We start from the raw sequence: 17,550 nt of genomic DNA, 5'->3' as shown, positions 1-17,550 counted from the left end.
AAGTAGTGTAGGAGGTTGTTTTGAGTAGTGAATTTGATTATAAAAAATTACTGAAAAAGGCTGTAGAGGCAAATTTCTCATCTCTTGGTGATGCTTCTGGTGCTCGTGAAGTATTACTAAAGGCATTTGTTGCTAAGATGTATGAATTTTCAAATAGTAATGTTTTAGCAACAAGTCTTCATGCATTTAGAATGTTTTTTGCTATTCTAGGAATTTCTGAAGCTGAGGATTTGGTTTTAGATATCATCAATAAAGAGAAATTGTCCTTAAGTAGTAAAGAGAATTCTGTTTTTAGTAGTTGTGCTTACACTGATGAGGAGATTAAGCGTCTTATGAAGAGTAGTATGGGAGAGTAAAATTGAGGTTAAAGCGACTGCCGATTTATTTTGATGCATACAAAAGAAAACCTGGTGCTGAGATTTTTGTGTATTACTCAAGTCGTGGGACTGGTAAGACTTATGATATTGCAACAGTAAATCTTGAGAGAAAGTTTACACCTGATGGTGGTGATACTTTGGCAGTGCGTAAGAAGAAAAACAAAACAATTCAGTCAATTCATAAAGAAATTTTAGAGTTGCTTCATAGGTATAACTTAAGACGTGAATTTAATGTAAGTAAAGCTAAGATAGAGACAAAAAATTTAATATATGGACGCAAGCGTGCGTTTGTATTTGAAGGCGGGCATGATACAACTGACCTTAAATCGTATGCGCACTTTAAAGACCTATGGCTTGAGGAGGCTAATCAGTTTACTGAATCTGATATTGAGAGACTCATTCCTACAATGAGAGAGCGTGGGGGGAGAATTTACATGTCAAGTAACCCAGTACCTTGTTCGCATTGGCTTTACAAACGTTATATTGCAAATGAAGATAATCCATCAGTATGTGTAATTAAGAGTACGTATAGAGACAATCCTTTCTTAAATGGAGGTGATATTGACTCGTGGCTTGAGAAACAAAGGCTTGCGTATCATGGAAATGATCTTGGATTTAGAATTGAGGTCTTAGGAGAAGAATTTGATTTTGGAACAGCAAGATTTATAAAAGATTTTGAAGTTTGTGATGAGAGTCTCTTTGATCGAGCACAGGGTAATTTTTATACAGGAGTTCACATTAAGGGAAATAGGGTTTGCTTTATAGAGATTTTTGTTGGAAGAATAGCTTACTTTCCAATAACAGTTGTAACTAATGCTAGTAGTAAAGTTTTACTCTCAAGGGAAGATTATGAGCGTGAATGTTCGCGTTTTAGAGGGACATTTGTTCTCCCACATAGTAGAGAAGAATTAAAATTTGTTTTCTCTCGTTTTGGTAGAGGGTCTCTAGTAGCACGTAATCGTAATCTTTATGTGCTCTCAGATTATTTAATTCCTAATAATCTGAGTGTAGTAAGAAGGGACGAGACTGAAGATGTGATATTGGAATTTAGTGAGACTGAATATTATTATGATGAATCTTTAGGTAGTGAGAGTGGTACTGCTACAAATCTTGTTATGCAGAAAAATTTGCAATATATTCCAGCGTTTCTGAATGCTGTGTCAATTTTTGTGTGACTTTAGCATGGGTGTAAATCTTGATTATGTTTTTTAGGTGAGGTGAATTTGTTTAAATTTAAATTTTTTAGAAGAAGAAATAATCTCAGTTCAAGAGGACCTTTAATGCCAGCAGGCGATGCGTCAACAGGTGACCCATTAAGGCTTGCACATCAAGTAGCCGAGATATATGCAGGATTTGCAGCATCTAGGGATATTGAGCATAAGAGAGGAGATGGTCTTTCAAAGCTTTTTGATAATAATTTTAGGGGTGTTATCAAGAAAATGGTTTACACAGCAATTCTCTCTGGAGAGAGTGCTTTTTATATAGTAGTTCCAGATTCAGAAGATCCGAGTGTGCCACTGCGTCATGGATTTCCTTGTCTTTGTTTTAATTTTGGAGAAGTGTGCTCTAGAGATGATTCTTCTTTTGAAAATATTCATCCAACCCGTGTTGTTAAAATGAAGTCGTCGTTCTTAAATTTTCAAGCTTTAGAGAAGAGCAGTAGGATTATGGACACTTTACTTCATGAAACTGTAGGTTTTTTGAAAGTTAATAATTTCACTTTTTTAAAATCAGCAACTCTCCCATCAGTAAAAGATATGACCGCTTATGACCTTGCAGAACTTAAGAAAAATATAGAAGGGGTGCTAGATAGTAATCATAAGATGATGATACTTGGTAGGGAAGATGATATTGCAAATATTACGCGTTCTGTAAGTCCTATAAGGGATGCTTTTGACATTATTGTGTCTGATATAACACTGCATTCAGGGATTCCAAGAGAGGTACTCTATCCCATCTCGCCATCTGGTGAGGGTAGTGTTGGGAATTATGACATATTTTACCTTAATATTGAGCAAATATGTAGGCTTATGGTAGCACCGTTTATAAACACTGTGCTAGAAAAATTTGGACTTAAGTCCAATTGGCAATTTAAGGCGGTTAAACCTATCAGTCAAAAGGAGCAAGCAGAAGTTGATGAGAAGCATGCACGTACTCTTGCCTTATATACAGATCTTTTAGGGAAAGCTAGCGAAATGGGTGATTTGGATCTGAGATTAAAAATTCAATCTGAACTTGAGGAGTTCCTCAAAGTTTAGAGGGAATTATAAATGATTATTATGAAATTTTTTAATTTTTAAAGGAGGTTTATATGAAGGGTGAACAATTAGTTGATGAAGTATCCTCGTCAAATGGTCCGTCTTCTGATGTTAACAATAATAAAGATTTGGTGACAATTTCTGTTGAAGAATATGAGAAATTAATATCAGATTCTAAAAGATTACCAGATATGATCTCAAGGGAGGATTTTGAGAGAAGATTGGCTGAAGCTGAGAGTAATTTTACTAAAGCTCGCAAACAAGCTGAAAAGCAGGCTGAAGTTGATGCATTTAAAGATTCTAAACTTTTAGCACACTTAGAGAAAGCTTGCGAGCAGTATGAAATTACTCCTCCATTTGCTAGTGCAAGTAGTATTAAGGATGCGAAATTGGCATTCTTAGATGCTATGAAGAAGAAATATAGCATCAAATTTAGGGTAGATGAATCTGGTGATCTTGATTCACAGATTGAGAATATAAGTTTACTTGTACAAGAACTTACAGCTTACAAACAAATGGTAAATTCTCGCAATAGATATGTTGGAAAGATCATAAATAATACTAAAGCACAAAGACATAAGGAGAGACTTATTCCTAGGGAGGTTTTAAATGTCTGATTTTGATTTTACTAAAGTAGAGAAAAATTTTACTCCAGGACTTGAGCATAAATCTGGACTGCATCAAACTGAGACTGGGATAGTTGATGTTGGCTCAGATCCTGTATGTCCTGGAGATTTAGTAGTATCGAGTAAATCATCTTCTATGGGAGATATTTTAGTAAAAAAAGCAACAACTAGTACAGTTAACACTTCTTCAAACAACATTCATGCTATTCGTGGATTTGCTATGAGAAAGACAAATATAGCATCTCATGAGGTGGAGAATTATTTACCAGGTGAACTAGTTCCAATTAGACGAAGTGGTGAAGTGGCAGTAACCCTTGATACATCTTTCTCAGATCCTAAAATTGGTCAGTACGTATTCTTTAAAACAGGAAAACTCTCTAAAGACGGAAAGGGAGGAATTCAGGTTGGGAGAATTAAGGATGTAAGTACCGGTTCTAGTGTTAGTGGTACAGGGAAGGTAGTGCTATTAGATATTCAGATTGGTCATGAATATGATACTAGTGGTAATAGGAAATTTTCTTCATAAGTTTAGGAGGATTTTAGAGTATGAGTAGAAGTATTTTTATAGAGTCAAGTGGTACGTATCGTGGAGATGTTATTCAACTTGCTAAAGAGGGCCTTGAAGAGCTAATGCCTTATAAGATTATAAGCAGGAGTGAGCTTAGACAAGGATATTATGTAGCTCGTAAGGCAGTATTAGAGCATAATGTTACTGCAAGTTTTGGAGATTATAGTAATGAGATTGGAAGGAGTGGTATTTTCTTTCAAGAGATGGCATACAAAATGCATGTATTTGATACGGTGCAGAGAATTTCGCTTAAGGATTTGATGTATGGTTCTGTAAGTGAAGAGGAAGTTAAGGCTAATTTGGAACTTGGTCTTATGAAAGATGCTTATCACTCAATTATTTTTGGAAAACCTGATATTAAGATGGAAGGTATTGCAACCCTTGATGGGAGAAGTAAAATATCGGGTACATCTTCTTCATCATTAAATTCTGGAAGTGCGCTGCATAAAAAGGTTGTGGAGGCTAAACGTAAATCTGAGGAGTATAAGGAAAAACTTGATGGGTTTTATCATCTACTCTTACCACATAAATTTTCACACCTGTTGTTAGATCTCTACAGTGAACCGCAATACATAACAGTAAAGGATGCGCTTTTAAAAGACCATAATATAATAACTTCAGTCTTTAAAGGACTTGATCATCCAATTCTTTATGAGCCAAATCCAGAAGTGATGTTTGTGCCAATGATTCCGGAAATATTCTTTAGAAGATTTGCAGGTGCTGATGGTGATTATATTCATGCGTCAATGGAGTCAGCAGGGGTTATTCATTTTCATCCACAAGAAGTTGTTGAGATTACTATTTCAAGTTGAGAGTAATTTAGGCTAGTAATTTAGGCTAGCTAGTATTTTGCAAGAGATTTACTAATATGAGTGAGAGTAATGATGTTAATGATAAAGATATTCTGGATATGTGGGTAAGTACAACTTCAGTAGAGTCTTTGAGTATGTGTATTAGAGAAGATGGTAGTGTAGATATACCACCTTCTCTCAAGCCACAGCTTTTGGAGTGTTTAAGGTATTCAAAATCAATTTTGGGTCTCTATCATATAGAGAGAGACGCTTACAGGAATTGGTTACTTATATTGCTTGATGTTGTGTACTTGGAAGTATTTAATTCTAGGTGTTTTAAGACTTTGCAACAAAAAGATTGCAAGTTTAGACACTTGCTTGATCAGCTTGATTCTCTTTTTCCTAGAGTTGACCATCAAACTTTCTTAAGTATTGGCTAGTATCTTGCAATGGAGGTTAATTTGATTAATATAAGAAAATCGATTTTTAATAGAGTTAAAAGCTTAATTGGGCTTAAGGTTTTAAAAAATTTCAATGTTCTAAAGTCTCAAATTCCAGGCCGTCTTAGTGATGTAGCTAGTATTGAATCTATAGAGTCAGAGAAAGGTTTTGATATTAGTCTCAAAGTAAACTCTTCTCTATCAGGGAAGTTAGATTTAGGAGAAGTATACACCTCAGGTTTTCCAAAACCTAGTTTATCAAAAATTAGAGCATGGGCTTCTCATAAAGGACTCTGTGATGTTGCAGTTCCTATATGGCTTAAGATAAGAAGTAAGGGTGTTAGTAAGCAGTATACAAACTGGACTAAAGACCTTCAGGGTAAGGCAAAGGAGTTGCTTAAATGAAGTTTTTGAAGCAATTTTTAAGCTCATTTAAGAGGGATTTGAAGAATTATCTATTTTACAATAAGTTTGCAACAACACAAATTTACTACAAATCTGAAATTTACACTTGTACAACACTTAAGCTTCCAGCGATAGTTTTTGCATTAAAAAGTATAGGAGAAGTTGTGCTTAGTTGTAAAGATTATTCTTTTGGGATAGGTATTGATTTTTTAGTTTATACACAAAATAGAGACCATCCAACTCTTGGTCTTGAGATTGCGACTTTGATAGTTAACTGTCTAGTGTCTAAATATTATCTTAAGTCATTTACTATTGATGATTCGCAAGTTATAGATGACGACGATTTGCAAGATAGTGATATGGTAACTGTAGTAAAAGCCAGCCTTGGTATTAGGATTAATGGGAGTGATTTAGGTTTATTGTGTGTAGGAGGGAAGAGTTAAATGGCCGAACAAAAATTAAAAATGCCTTGTGGTGTTGTTTTAGTATCAGTCAATACCCTTAAGTTCAAGTGGTGCTTTAAAGGTAATGTAATTAAGAATAATACTGCTCCTAGTGATGGGGATCCTAAGGGTCTGGTTGTAAAAGACTTGTCTCTCTCAACTACCAAACCTAGTAAGTGGAAATCAATCAAAGAATGTATTTTTAGAATTAAAACTGTAAGTGCAAATTCTAAGCTTGGTACTTTGGATTTAAGGGAAGGTAATTTTTTATACTATCACGACTCAATGTACGATAATTTAAAGGATTTATTTGATGATAATGATGAGATTGAAGTATTACTTTTTAGAACGTATTGTATTGGTAATGCATATTCAATAAGTTCAACTAAAGCTACTGAGACATTAAAGACAGTATGTGGTTCAATATCAGCTATTGGTAAGATACCAGAACAAACAGTTGAGTTTTCAGGGTACTCTATTAAGGAGACTTCTGAGAATAGAGAAGAATTGCTTGAGACTTATATAGAGCATTCACATTTTGTAAATCGGAATGTTGTCAAAAAGAATGGTAATGGATATGAGATTGGAAGACGGATAATTCCTCGTAATTATGAGTTTTTTGTAGTTTTTGTAAATCAAGGTCAAAGTGAAGATCAGAGGACCAAATTTATGATTGGGCAAGGACAAATAGCAACATTCACACCAGGGCAGGATTTATCAAATCAAAAAATTGACCAAAAATATCAAGTAACACTTTCAAAACCGTTAGTTTCAATGTCTTATGATTATATTAAAGACGCTAAATTTTTTGAAATCTAGAGGAGAGATAAATGGCCGAACAAAAATTAAAAATGCCTTGTGGTGTTGTTTTAGTATCAGTTAATATTCCTAAATTTAAGTGGTGTTTCAGTGGGTCAGATATCAAAGATAGCGCTTCTGTTGATGGACTCTCACCAAAAGATTTAATTGTAAAAGACGTCTCCTTGTCAACTACCAAACCTAGTAAGTGGAAATCAATCAAAGAATGTATTTTTAGAGTTAAAACTGTAAGTGCAAATTCTAAGCTTGGTACTTTGGATTTAAGGGAAGGTAATTTTTTATACTATCACGACTCGATGTGTGAAGATTTGAAAAAATGTTTAGATAATAATGATGAGATTGAAGTATTACTTTTTAGAACGTATTGCATTGGTAATGCATATTCAATAAGTTCAACTAAGGCTACTGAGACATTAAAGACAGTATGTGGTTCAATATCAGCTATTGGTAAGATACCAGAACAAACAGTTGAGTTTTCAGGGTACTCTATTAAGGAGACTTCTGAGAATAGAGAAGAATTGCTTGAGACTTATATAGAGCATTCACATTTTGTAAATCGGAATATTGTTAAAAAGAATGATAATGGTAATAAGTATGAGATTGGAAGACGGATAGTTCCTCGTAATTATGAGTTTTTTGTAGTTTTTGTAAATCAAGGTCAAAGTGAAGATCAGAGGACCAAATTTATGATTGGGCAAGGACAAATAGCAACATTCACACCAGGACAGGATTTATCAAATCAAAAAATTGACCAAAAATATCAAGTAACACTTTCAAAACCGTTAGTTTCAATGTCTTATGATTATATTAAAGACGCTAAATTTTTTGAAATTTAATTAGAGGAGGTTATAGTTTTATGGTAATTAATGTTAATTTGTCTGGGTGTATTGAGTTGCCTTATATTCCAGATTATATTAGAAGAAAAGGAAATGTGGAGCATGCTAATTGCAAGGATAGTGAGGAAGCATTTGTAATACTTGAGGGTGTAAATTATGGATTTATTGAAAAAATTAAAGGTTTTCAAATTGAATTGCTTCAAAAATTAACTAAAAATTCTACCAAAGAAGTTGATACTAGAGTAGCTTTGGACGTGACAAATCGTCAAATGGAATTTGTAAAGAAAATTTGGAGAGAGAATGTTGTGGGCTTTAGAGGTCTATTTGATCAGAGTGGTAATCTTGTAACTAAAGAAATAGTTGAGAGGGATGCTGTACTTTTACAAGATATGTTATCAAATTTAGCAATTGAGATTAACAATGTGTCTGATACCTTAAAAGTGGAGGGTGCCTCAAAAAAGTCGAGCTTGCCTTGTACTATATTGCCAAACGAGACTATTACAACTTAGCATTGAAGTTTGCAGATCGAATAAAAGATGAATTTTTCCAAGAAATGAAAAATGAAATGAATTGGATTACTCAAAATGAGCAGCCCTTAATGTACCTTATAAATCAAGCACTGCTTTCAAGAAGTATTGGCAGCCTTCCACAGGAGGGGGGACTTTATAATCAAAATTATTGGTTTGTACTAGTTTTAAATGAACTTAATCTTTACATTAAAAAACTTGAGAGTGAGAGCATAGGTAAATGACACTTGATGAGATTATAATTCCTCTCTCAATTGCTACTAGTAATAATGATAAATTAGACACTATATCTAGTGCACTTGAGAGAATAGCAAAACAAGAATTTAAAAACCTAAATGATTTGAAATCAAAATTGGAGAGTGCTGCTAAGACTGGAGCTGATGTTGGGACAGTTTATGATGCTTTAATTTCGCAAGCTGATAAAATGGGTAAAAATTTTAAAAAGCTTGCTGACTCGATTAAAGGTGTTGGTGATAAAACTAAAAACATCAAGACTTTAAGGAGCACGTTGAAAGGCCTTGGTAAAAGTTTAATTAATGTAAAAGGGTTGGCTCAAGGGGTTGGGGAGGCTCTAGATAGACTTATAAGTAGTGTTTTACCAATAACATTAATTATAAAATCGGTTGAAAAGATAGGTTCAGCTATTTCAGGTATATTTACAGGGTCTCTAGACTCTGTAGCTTCATTTAATGAAGAGGTTGGTGTCTTTTCTAATATGTTAGGTAATGCTGAAGTGGGGAGGGCCTTAGCTTATGATATGAGGTCGTTTGGTGAAGAGACGTTGTTTACTTGTGAGGCTATAAATAATGCAGCTAAAACCATGCTTTCTTATGGAGCAACTGCTTCTGAAGTTAGTGAGCGAATGCGTATGTTTGGAGAAGCAGCAGGTGGTAGTAGCGAAGGACTTGAAAAGTTAGTTGAAGTTTACTCTAAAGTAGAGGCTAGTAATAGGATTGCATTAGAGGATCTTGAGTCTCTTTGTAATGCTGGAGTTGATATTACTGGTATTTTGGCAGAAGAGGCAGGAGTAGCAGGCGATTCTTTATTTAAAATGGCAAGTGAGGGTAGACTTGGATTTGAAGAATTAAGTGGTGCCTTAAGAAAGGCTACAAGTGAGGGTGGTAAATTTTACAAAAATACTGCTCGTGAAGCAAAAACTTTAGCAGATGCCCAGCTTCAAACATCTAAAATGAGTGAGAAACTTTACCTTGATCTTGGTCAAGCGCTTGAACCCCTTATGATAGGTTTTGAAAAAATGAAGCAATGGTTAATTGTAGGTTTTTTAGAGCCTCTTACAAAAATAATCTCGTCTACAATTTTTTTATTCAATAAATTGGGAGATCTTGTAAATTATTTTATTGAAACATGGATTGCTGGATTTAAATTGTGGTTGAATGCCATGATGATGGTTTTTGATAAGATAAAACAGATTGTATCTTATGTTGGTAATAAAGTTGTCGAGGGATTTAAATTGTGGTTTAACATTCTTATGATGGGTTTTGAGAAGATAAAACAAGGGTTTTTACTGCTTGTAAGGCCTCTAAATAATATTAGCTCATCAGTAAAGGATCTCTTTGGTAAGCTTAAAGAGATTGTATTCTATGTTGGTGGTAAATTTGTTGAAGGATTTAAAGTTGCATTTGATCCAATTATCAAGCTTTTTGAAAGAGTTTCAAATTTGGCAAGTGATATTTGGGATAAGATGTTAAAAATTTTAGGTCTAAGCAAAGATGATCCTTTGAGAACTCCTTTTGAGGATAAAAAGTCTGGAGAGGAGAGACTTAAGAACCAAGATAAAATTGATAAAGATAATTTCAATAAACAAATGATTGCCGATTATTCGGATTTGCAAAAACAGATTTTCAAAATGCAAAGGGAATTAGCACTAAAACCTTTAGAGGAGCAAGAAAAGGCTACCCGTCGTTTAGAGTCTATAATTAATGCTAAAAATAAGGCATTTATTGCTAAGTATGGAGCAAGTTTTGACTTGCTAACTGATGAGAATCAAAAAACACTTGCCAATGTTGAGAGGGATGTTAATAATTTTGCTAAGGCTAATTTTGATTTTGTAAATGAACATAAGGATTTGCAAAATGAAATAGCAAGACTTAATAGAGAGATTTTGATGCTTCCATATGAAGCTCAAGAGAAAGCAATGAGAGACCTTGCTAGTACTATTAATGACAAGCAAAAAGCATTTGTTGATAAATATTTAAAGAGTTTTAAGTCTCTAAGTGAATCAAATAAAAATTTGCTAACGACGCTTCAGAGAGGAGTTAATGAATTTGGTAAGACTGCTACTGACAGGTCATTTGTAGAATCACATAAAGCTTTGCAACAGAAGGTGACTTTAATGCAGTTTGAATTAATGATGCGTCCTTTAGCTGAGAGAGAAAAGGCTAGTGCTGAGATGCAAACTGAGATTAATAAACTTTACCATGATTTTGCAGAGTCACATAAGGGAGAGTTTGAGAGACTTAATGAGTCAAACAGGAATACTTTGCTTCAAATTGTAAGTCAAACAGAAGCAGCAGCTGAGAGTTTAGGTAGTAATTTTAGTTTACTTTTTGATAGTGTTATAGGAGTTGTAAATAAAATTGTTACTGAAGATTTAGGAAAAGGAGTTGTAGCAGGTAATGGTGCAGATACCCTTACTCAGTCATTATTTGATGTATCAAAAGACATGCTAGCAAGTATGGGGCCTTGGGGATCAATGGCTTCAGCTGCTTTAAGTTTTACTGTAGGTATTTTTAAAGGGTTGGAAGAACAGAGAATTAAAGAGATTGAAGAGCGTCGTGACAAGGATTTAGAGGAGCTAGCTAAACAGAGTGAGGTTGGACTTGCTCGTATTGAGGAAGGGTTTGATCGTGAGATTGCAATGCGAAAAGATAAGTTAGGAGAGCTTGATGACCAATATAGTAAAGAGATTGAGTTCTTAAGGCAAGCACAAAGTAAGGGACAAATATCTGGTGAAGAGTTTCAAAAACGGATTGCACAAGTAGAGAGTGAGTATCAAACTAAAAGACAACAAGAGAGTGTAGCAGTAACTGGTGCTGAAGAATCTAAAAAAATTGAAATGGAGCGTCACCGTAAACTTGAGAATTTAGAAGGGGAGCGAATTAAAGCTCAGGCAGAAATTGATAAGATAAATTCGTATAATTTTTATTGGAATCGAGATAGAGATTTAAAGCGTGCTGAAGGATTATTAGATGAAATTTTAAATAGAATAGCTAAGGTAAGATCCGCAAGCTCTGTGCAAGAGATCAAGTTTGCACGCAAGGGAGCTCATTTTATGACAACAAAGCCCACATATATTCCTGGTGCAGGACTTATGACTAGTGAAATGGGACAAAGCGAGCTTATAAGAGTAACACCCGCCCCAATTGATGAAAATTTGCGTAATCTTGAAGCAAGAATTATTGCAGAAGAAATAAATAAAATACAAAAAAGCGAGGGCAATGGGAAGGGACAAGTAATTATTAATAATTACAATTTCAATGGTGATGTTTTAGATGCTGATAAGCTTGTTCGTATGCTTAAAGCACGTGAGCATTCAATGAGTTTTAGGATGGCAGAATAACTTGATACAAATATTTTAAGATAATTGTAAAAATCACTTGACTTTTTCTGAAATTATGTATATAATATTATTTGTTGTTCACAGCAAGATAATTTATTATCCTTTCTGTGTTACACTATGAATAAAGTCAATAACTTTTGTTATTGACTTTATTTTTTTATAAAGAATTCCTTCTTCTTAATTGAATATATTTATATGTTATAATTAATTAAACTATAAAGAATTAATAGAGGTTTTATATGAGTGTTGAAGTAAAAGAACGAGTAAATGATGAAGATATAGCTAAGAGCGCAGTTAGACCGGAGAGAGTTAAGAAGGGTTATCATAGTGTGACATTTGATGGTCATATTATTAGTTATTATGTTCTTGAAGAAAAGTTTGATATTTTTCAAGATAGGATGTTGGATAATTTTCATTATTTAGATGACAAGATCAATATATTTAGGAATGAGTTAAATGAAAAGATAGAAACTGTTAAGAATGATTTAAATGAAAGGATAGATGGGGTAGAGACTAGACTAAATGAAAAGATAGATAATGTAGAGACTAGACTAAATGAAAAGATAGATAATGTAGAGACTAGACTAAATGAAAAGATAGATAGTGTAGAGACCAGACTAAATGAAAAGATAGATAAACTTGATACTAGGATAGATAAACTTGATGAAAAGATAGAGGTTGTTAAAACTGATTTAGTACAAATTAATTCTCGATTGACTTTGATTGAGAGCAAGTTAGGATTTAAGGGTCAGTTAGTTTCATCTTTAACAGTTGTTGCTGCACTTGCTGCGTCATATTTTGTAGCACAGTTATTTGTGTCTTTAGGAAAATATTTAGGAATTTCTTAGTAGAGACAGTAATTTGTATTTCATTACAGTTTGAGTATTTCATTACAGTTTGAGTATTTCATTACAGTTTGAGTATTTCATTACAGTTTGAGTATTTCATTACAGTTTGGTAATATAGTTAGGGTAGAGGGGCTTTTATGATAGGTAAAAACAATAAAAAAGATATTAATGTTGAGTTTAGTATTCGAGATTCCCTGAGATTTAATGTTGAATTTTTTATTCGTAACATTTGGTTGATAATGTTTGCTCTGTTCTTATTTTTATTCAATGTGTTACATTCTCATAGAGGGATTTCAAGTTATAATGTTAGTAGTAATTCTAGCTTATATTTTACACTACCATTTACAATAGTCATTATAATGGTACCATCTTCAATATTGTTGTATTTTCTGTATTTACTAAGGAAGCGTGTGGTTGAAGGTATGTTTAACTCTTCAGTATTTGCATGCTTAGAGAGAGTAGCAATATTTGTATTATTAGTAATAGGACTTGTAACACAGTCTGTAAGTTCATGGATGAGTTTTGAGAGTTTCTTTAGCTTGATGTTTGAAGATACTATTAGGGATACTGTTGTAAGTATTAAAAAAAGTCAAAGAGAAAAAGAAGAAGGTCTTCGTAAGCTACTCTTTAATAAAGAGCGAATAATTGAAGGTGAAATAGCTAGTATTGATGTTAAGATAAAGAATAATAATGATCGTATAGAATTTGCCAAGAATAAACATTTGAGCTTAGACTATACATATAAAACTATGAAGCAAGATTACATGATAGAAATTGAGAATGCAAGCAAAGAGAATAAGATTTTGTTTAATCAAAGGGATGAGCATTTACAATCTTTAAGGGATTTGCGTTTTAAACTTGGTAATTTGATTGAAACAACAGCTATAAATAATAATCGCATTAAAGCGGCTAATGTTTTAAATGGGACATCTGTTGTTATTGCTCGTGATGATTATCTTAATATAATTTTTGTTTATTCATTACTATTATTGTCTGTATGTCTAGATATATTTTTAGCAATGGTATTTTGTATAATACAGAATGCTTATCATAAGTTTTATGAACAAAAGTTATTACACTCTGTTCCATTATCTACAAGAAGTAAGGTTAAAAAGGTACAAGGTAGTCGCATTCAGAGTGTAGGAGGGAATAAAAAACCGTCTAAAAGTGTTGATGAATCACTTGAATTTATTGCATCTAATTTAGAATATGATAATCGTACCATAAAGTCTTTGAGGGACATTAAGAGAGATACGAATTTATCGTATTATAGAATAAGGAATTATCTATCGGATTTAATGAATAGAGGTTTGGTTATAAGAGAGAAACAAAGATTGGTACTTAATGTTGATGATATGCTGAATAATAATAGTTAAAAGTTCTAATAAATTTAATATAGAAGTTATATAATATAGAAGTTATATAATATAGAAGTTATATAATATAGAAGTTATATAATATAGAAGTTATATAATATAGAAGTTATATAATATAGAAGTTATATAATATAGAAGTTATATAATATAGAAGTTATATAATATAGAAGTTATATAATATAGAAGTTATATAATATAGAAGTTATATAATATAGAAGTTATATAATATAGAAGTTATATAATATAGAAGTTATATAATATAGAAGTTATATAATATAGAAGTTATATAATATAGAAGTTATATAATATAGAAGTTATATAATATAGAAGTTATATAATATAGAAGTTATATAATATAGAAGTTATATAATATAGAAGTTATATAATATAGAAGTTATATAATATAGAAGTTATATAATATAGAAGTTATATAATATAGAAGTTATATAATATAGAAGTTATATAATATAGAAGTTATATAATATAGAAGTTATATAATATAGAAGTTATATAATATAGAAGTTATATAATATAGAAGTTATATAATATAGAAGTTATATAATATAGAAGTTATATAATATAGAAGTTATATAATATAGAAGTTATATAATATAGAAGTTATATAATATAGAAGTTATATAATATAGAAGTTATATAATATAGAAGTTATATAATATAGAAGTTATATAATATAGAAGTTATATAATATAGAAGTTATATAATATAGAAGTTATATAATATAGAAGTTATATAATATAGAAGTTATATAATATAGAAGTTATAATAAATATAGAAGTTATAATAAATATAGAAGTTATATAATATAGAAGTTATAATAAATATAGAAGTTATATAATATAGAAGTTATAATAAATATAAAAAAGGAGAATTTTAATGGTAAGAGTAAGTATAATGTTTTTTGTTGTGTTTGTGATAGGTTGTGGTCATAATTCAAAAATAAGAGAAGAAGGAAGTTTAGCTCAAAAATTATTTGGAGCTAGGTCAAATAAAATGGTCCATCCTCCTAGTGGTGTCGTTACTCCTCCTGATGTTCCTCCTCCTCCTGATGTTCCTCCTCCTCCTGATGTTCCTCCTCCTCCTGATGTTCCTCCTCCTCCTGATGTTCCTCCTCCTCCTGATGTTCCTCCTCCTCCTGATGTTCCTCCTCCTCCTGATGTTCCTCCTCCTCCTGATGTTCCTCCTCCTCCTGATGTTCCTCCTCCTCCTGATGTTCCTCCTCCTTCAGGTGAACAAAATGATATAATTGTTAAGCCGATAGATTTCGATTTATTTTTAGGGGATCTAGAAAAACAAGAAGCAACAACGAAAGAGGAAGCTTTAAAACAATTTTATAGAGCAAAAGAAGATCTTTATACATTTAAACATGATATTAAACGTGATGAACCTGTTAATGGAGGAGGAAAAGGTTTTCCGTTTTTGGTCTATAGTGAGATATTTGACCCAAGAGAATTGCACTATAGTTTCAGTGAAGAAGTTATTTATGCATCTATGAAGCATAATCCTGATCTTATTTATGCTTTAGCATTTGCAATATATACAATGTATCCCCCTCGTAGTGTTTTTGAGTCCACTTATCGTAGTATGGAGGCATCAGAGAGATTGATGCTATATAATCGATATCGGACTGCTATTATAAATTTATTGTATATGTTAGGCAATATGTCATATGCTACTTTCGATTCCTTATTTAGAAGTTTTGGCGACCTGATAAATCGACGTACTTTTGACAAGTATTCTACTATGGAAGAACTTGTAAATCTTAGTCAGAAAATAAGGGACTATGATAGTATGTTAAGTGTTACAGCACACAAGATGATTTTTTTTCTGACAATTAATCATTTGAAGAGGGAAGATATGACAGCAGAATATTTTTACAATACATTTGATGCATTGGTCAATAGTAACAATGCTAATGATGCGGTTAGAAAGGTTGAAATAAGAGGAACAGAGATTCGTGTTTTGGTTCAAGAGATACTAAATAGAGGAAAAAGAGCTAGAAGAGAAAATAAAATATGAAAAATAAATAGAAAGAAACTCAAAGTATCCTTGATTTATGGGGTAAGAGAATTATTGATTTTATATGTTATAATATGGATATTATGAAAATGTTGAGCATTTTTTTGGGAAGGTAAGGTGGTGTTTATGAAACAAGTATTAATTTTAATGTTATTTTTTGTTTGTATTGTTGTTAGTTTTGCCCAAAATTATGATGAGATGGCTTCTGATACTGTGGCTACTGAAGGTAATATGGATAACAAGTTGTTACTTTATGAACTTCATAAACAAAATACTTTAGTGCCTTTTTTATTGAATTTTTTTGTGGGTTTTGGTACAGGTTCATTCATGCAAGGAAATTTTACTGGTGGATTACTGATTTTAGGATTTGATATGTTGGGTGTAGGTTTGATTAGTGGTGGTATATATTCTCTTTCTCAATATAAAGGTATTGAAACACCAACGTTTGCATTATCTTTGGTGTCTTTAGGTGGAATGACTTTATTTATAACACGAATTGTTGAAATGATAAGTCCATTTACATATGCGTCTAGTTATAATAGGAAACTTCGAGAAAAATTGGGTATATCTTTGGGAGGATTTAAGCCCCAATTTGAAGTAAATTTTAACGAAAATGCTGGTTTGGGGTTTGAACTTGCTTTTACTAAGAAGTATTGATTATAGAATCTAAAATAGAATTTGAGTATAGTTTAAATATGTTTACTTACGGTTACCTTATTACAAGGTAACCGTATTGAATATGTAATTCTTAAATTTTTGTTGAAATTATGCTTTATTTTATAAAGTTGCAATATAATGACATATTATGATCCTTATACATCAATTAAATGAAATGTCATGGTGAAAGTTTAAGAAATATTATCAGTAAGATTAGTAATGATGGTATTGTTGAGGATAATATTGGTAGCGTTCCCTTCAATAGAGATGGTAATAAGGTTTTGGAGCAAGATTTTGAACTTGATGAAATTAAGGAAGAAAATGTTAATGTAGGTCAAGAGGATATAATTTTTGAAGTTCAAAATGAGAGAAAAAGATGAAATTGGTTTTAATATACCTTCTTTGGAAAATTTTGATAATGAATTTAAAAATTCGGAATGGTGGGGTGGACATAATGAAGAGACTTTGGCAAATCTTTATAAAATGTCCTTTGCGGCTAGAGATATGGTTAGTAAATTTTATGATATTTGGACTAAATCTATTGAAGAGTATAATAGAGCTGATAAGGCTTTGGATCAAGCTATTTCTGAACTTGCTCAAATTAAGAATTCTGTATCCGTTGAAGATAATAAGGATAATAGAATTTTTGATGCTGAAAAAAAATTGGATGTTGCTATTGACGCTTGGAAAAAAGCAGGAGAAGTTAAACAAAAAGCTGAGGAAGACTGTAGGGCTGCTGATGATTATGCCAGAAAGATTGAGGCAACCATTGAGGTTTTGCTTAGATCTTTAAAAAATATATAGGGAGAAGAATTGGAGGAAAAAGGATTAAAAGAAGAGATACAAGAATTATGGAATAGGTTAGAAAGTTTATTTCGATTTTATTTGTTTGGTTAGCTTTGTATAATGAATGATTTGATATCTAATTTTTCTTATTTCTTATACTAATAAAAACTAAATAT

20 protein-coding genes are annotated in these 17,550 nt (G+C 32.1%); all 20 read left to right on the top strand.

Translation table 11 applies throughout. The features are described 5' to 3' along the window. Positions 1 to 20: 20 nt before the first annotated feature. The 20 genes from bpuSUM_RS08095 to bpuSUM_RS08000 all read left to right on the top strand — a co-directional run bounded on the left by bpuSUM_RS08095 (position 21) and on the right by bpuSUM_RS08000 (position 17,392). Positions 21 to 356 (top strand): hypothetical protein, encoded by a 336-nt coding sequence (locus bpuSUM_RS08095; RefSeq protein WP_247067789.1) that lies wholly within the window; start codon positions 21 to 23, stop codon positions 354 to 356. A gap of 2 nt (positions 357 to 358) precedes the next feature. Next, positions 359 to 1,552 (top strand): PBSX family phage terminase large subunit, encoded by a 1,194-nt coding sequence (locus tag bpuSUM_RS08090; protein ID WP_247067787.1) that lies wholly within the window; start codon positions 359 to 361, stop codon positions 1,550 to 1,552. A gap of 48 nt (positions 1,553 to 1,600) precedes the next feature. Further along, the gene (locus bpuSUM_RS08085) at positions 1,601 to 2,635 is read left to right on the top strand and encodes an anti-CBASS protein Acb1 family protein (RefSeq protein WP_247067774.1); all 1,035 of its coding nucleotides are present in this window, start codon (positions 1,601 to 1,603) and stop codon (positions 2,633 to 2,635) included. 53 nt (positions 2,636 to 2,688) lie between these two features. Beyond that, positions 2,689 to 3,252 (top strand): terminase, encoded by a 564-nt coding sequence (locus bpuSUM_RS08080; RefSeq protein ID WP_247067772.1) that lies wholly within the window; start codon positions 2,689 to 2,691, stop codon positions 3,250 to 3,252. Next, on the top strand, positions 3,245 to 3,787 hold the full coding sequence (locus bpuSUM_RS08075) for a structural cement protein Gp24 (protein ID WP_247067770.1): 543 nt from the start codon (positions 3,245 to 3,247) through the stop codon (positions 3,785 to 3,787). Before bpuSUM_RS08080 ends, bpuSUM_RS08075 begins: the two co-directional genes overlap by 8 nt. Before the next feature lie 20 nt (positions 3,788 to 3,807). Continuing rightward, on the top strand, positions 3,808 to 4,641 hold the full coding sequence (locus bpuSUM_RS08070) for a hypothetical protein (RefSeq protein WP_247067768.1): 834 nt from the start codon (positions 3,808 to 3,810) through the stop codon (positions 4,639 to 4,641). Between the two features lie 56 nt (positions 4,642 to 4,697). Then, the gene (locus bpuSUM_RS08065) at positions 4,698 to 5,060 is read left to right on the top strand and encodes a hypothetical protein (RefSeq protein WP_247067766.1); all 363 of its coding nucleotides are present in this window, start codon (positions 4,698 to 4,700) and stop codon (positions 5,058 to 5,060) included. 21 nt (positions 5,061 to 5,081) lie between these two features. After that, on the top strand, positions 5,082 to 5,465 hold the full coding sequence (locus bpuSUM_RS08060) for a hypothetical protein (protein ID WP_247067764.1): 384 nt from the start codon (positions 5,082 to 5,084) through the stop codon (positions 5,463 to 5,465). Next, positions 5,462 to 5,908 (top strand): hypothetical protein, encoded by a 447-nt coding sequence (locus bpuSUM_RS08055; protein ID WP_247067762.1) that lies wholly within the window; start codon positions 5,462 to 5,464, stop codon positions 5,906 to 5,908. The genes bpuSUM_RS08060 and bpuSUM_RS08055 overlap by 4 nt, the downstream gene beginning before the upstream one ends. Beyond that, positions 5,909 to 6,727, top strand: a complete 819-nt coding sequence (locus bpuSUM_RS08050) for a hypothetical protein (RefSeq protein WP_247067760.1) — start codon at positions 5,909 to 5,911, stop codon at positions 6,725 to 6,727. An 11-nt stretch (positions 6,728 to 6,738) separates the two neighbouring features. Then, the gene (locus bpuSUM_RS08045; RefSeq protein WP_247067758.1) at positions 6,739 to 7,563 is read left to right on the top strand and encodes a hypothetical protein; all 825 of its coding nucleotides are present in this window, start codon (positions 6,739 to 6,741) and stop codon (positions 7,561 to 7,563) included. Between the two features lie 20 nt (positions 7,564 to 7,583). After that, on the top strand, positions 7,584 to 8,072 hold the full coding sequence (locus bpuSUM_RS08040; protein ID WP_247067757.1) for a hypothetical protein: 489 nt from the start codon (positions 7,584 to 7,586) through the stop codon (positions 8,070 to 8,072). 2 nt (positions 8,073 to 8,074) lie between these two features. Beyond that, positions 8,075 to 8,314 (top strand): hypothetical protein, encoded by a 240-nt coding sequence (locus bpuSUM_RS08035; protein ID WP_247067755.1) that lies wholly within the window; start codon positions 8,075 to 8,077, stop codon positions 8,312 to 8,314. Continuing rightward, complete coding sequence (locus bpuSUM_RS08030; RefSeq protein WP_247067753.1) at positions 8,311 to 11,670, top strand: tape measure protein; 3,360 nt, start codon at positions 8,311 to 8,313, stop codon at positions 11,668 to 11,670. The genes bpuSUM_RS08035 and bpuSUM_RS08030 overlap by 4 nt, the downstream gene beginning before the upstream one ends. Before the next feature lie 239 nt (positions 11,671 to 11,909). Beyond that, positions 11,910 to 12,518, top strand: coding sequence for an apolipoprotein A1/A4/E family protein (locus bpuSUM_RS08025; protein WP_247067751.1), 609 nt, complete (start codon positions 11,910 to 11,912; stop codon positions 12,516 to 12,518). Between the two features lie 137 nt (positions 12,519 to 12,655). Beyond that, a complete protein-coding gene (locus bpuSUM_RS08020) occupies positions 12,656 to 13,894 on the top strand; it encodes a hypothetical protein (RefSeq protein ID WP_247067750.1) in 1,239 nt (412 codons plus the stop codon). A gap of 894 nt (positions 13,895 to 14,788) precedes the next feature. After that, positions 14,789 to 15,931 carry a hypothetical protein gene (locus tag bpuSUM_RS08015; protein ID WP_247067748.1) on the top strand — a complete coding sequence of 381 codons (1,143 nt, stop codon included), beginning with the start codon at positions 14,789 to 14,791 and terminating at the stop codon, positions 15,929 to 15,931. A 126-nt stretch (positions 15,932 to 16,057) separates the two neighbouring features. Continuing rightward, positions 16,058 to 16,588: a P13 family porin gene (locus tag bpuSUM_RS08010; RefSeq protein ID WP_247067745.1), complete on the top strand. Its 531-nt coding sequence runs from the start codon at positions 16,058 to 16,060 to the stop codon at positions 16,586 to 16,588. Between the two features lie 170 nt (positions 16,589 to 16,758). Beyond that, positions 16,759 to 16,968: a hypothetical protein gene (locus tag bpuSUM_RS08005; protein ID WP_247067743.1), complete on the top strand. Its 210-nt coding sequence runs from the start codon at positions 16,759 to 16,761 to the stop codon at positions 16,966 to 16,968. Continuing rightward, positions 16,952 to 17,392 (top strand): hypothetical protein, encoded by a 441-nt coding sequence (locus tag bpuSUM_RS08000; protein ID WP_247067741.1) that lies wholly within the window; start codon positions 16,952 to 16,954, stop codon positions 17,390 to 17,392. The genes bpuSUM_RS08005 and bpuSUM_RS08000 overlap by 17 nt, the downstream gene beginning before the upstream one ends. The last annotated feature ends 158 nt before the right edge of the window (positions 17,393 to 17,550 follow it).

Origin of the sequence: Borrelia puertoricensis, assembly GCF_023035875.1 — a bacterium.
GTDB lineage: Bacteria > Spirochaetota > Spirochaetia > Borreliales > Borreliaceae > Borrelia > Borrelia puertoricensis.
Note: the sequence above shows the minus strand (reverse complement) of the source record. Positions and strands in the feature narration are given on the sequence as shown.

What these genes read in the sequence shown, in the direction of transcription:
- bpuSUM_RS08030 (WP_247067753.1), top strand. Translation starts at nt 8,311, where the DNA reads ATGACACTTGATGAGATTATAATTCCTCTCTCAATTGCTACTAGTAAT.
- bpuSUM_RS08000 (WP_247067741.1), top strand. Translation starts at nt 16,952, where the DNA reads ATGAGAGAAAAAGATGAAATTGGTTTTAATATACCTTCTTTGGAAAAT.
- bpuSUM_RS08045 (WP_247067758.1), top strand. Translation starts at nt 6,739, where the DNA reads ATGGCCGAACAAAAATTAAAAATGCCTTGTGGTGTTGTTTTAGTATCA.
- bpuSUM_RS08025 (WP_247067751.1), top strand. Translation starts at nt 11,910, where the DNA reads ATGAGTGTTGAAGTAAAAGAACGAGTAAATGATGAAGATATAGCTAAG.
- bpuSUM_RS08055 (WP_247067762.1), top strand. Translation starts at nt 5,462, where the DNA reads ATGAAGTTTTTGAAGCAATTTTTAAGCTCATTTAAGAGGGATTTGAAG.
- bpuSUM_RS08020 (WP_247067750.1), top strand. Translation starts at nt 12,656, where the DNA reads ATGATAGGTAAAAACAATAAAAAAGATATTAATGTTGAGTTTAGTATT.
- bpuSUM_RS08075 (WP_247067770.1), top strand. Translation starts at nt 3,245, where the DNA reads ATGTCTGATTTTGATTTTACTAAAGTAGAGAAAAATTTTACTCCAGGA.
- bpuSUM_RS08040 (WP_247067757.1), top strand. Translation starts at nt 7,584, where the DNA reads ATGGTAATTAATGTTAATTTGTCTGGGTGTATTGAGTTGCCTTATATT.
- bpuSUM_RS08005 (WP_247067743.1), top strand. Translation starts at nt 16,759, where the DNA reads ATGAAATGTCATGGTGAAAGTTTAAGAAATATTATCAGTAAGATTAGT.
- bpuSUM_RS08015 (WP_247067748.1), top strand. Translation starts at nt 14,789, where the DNA reads ATGGTAAGAGTAAGTATAATGTTTTTTGTTGTGTTTGTGATAGGTTGT.
- bpuSUM_RS08070 (WP_247067768.1), top strand. Translation starts at nt 3,808, where the DNA reads ATGAGTAGAAGTATTTTTATAGAGTCAAGTGGTACGTATCGTGGAGAT.
- bpuSUM_RS08080 (WP_247067772.1), top strand. Translation starts at nt 2,689, where the DNA reads ATGAAGGGTGAACAATTAGTTGATGAAGTATCCTCGTCAAATGGTCCG.
- bpuSUM_RS08010 (WP_247067745.1), top strand. Translation starts at nt 16,058, where the DNA reads ATGAAACAAGTATTAATTTTAATGTTATTTTTTGTTTGTATTGTTGTT.
- bpuSUM_RS08065 (WP_247067766.1), top strand. Translation starts at nt 4,698, where the DNA reads ATGAGTGAGAGTAATGATGTTAATGATAAAGATATTCTGGATATGTGG.
- bpuSUM_RS08050 (WP_247067760.1), top strand. Translation starts at nt 5,909, where the DNA reads ATGGCCGAACAAAAATTAAAAATGCCTTGTGGTGTTGTTTTAGTATCA.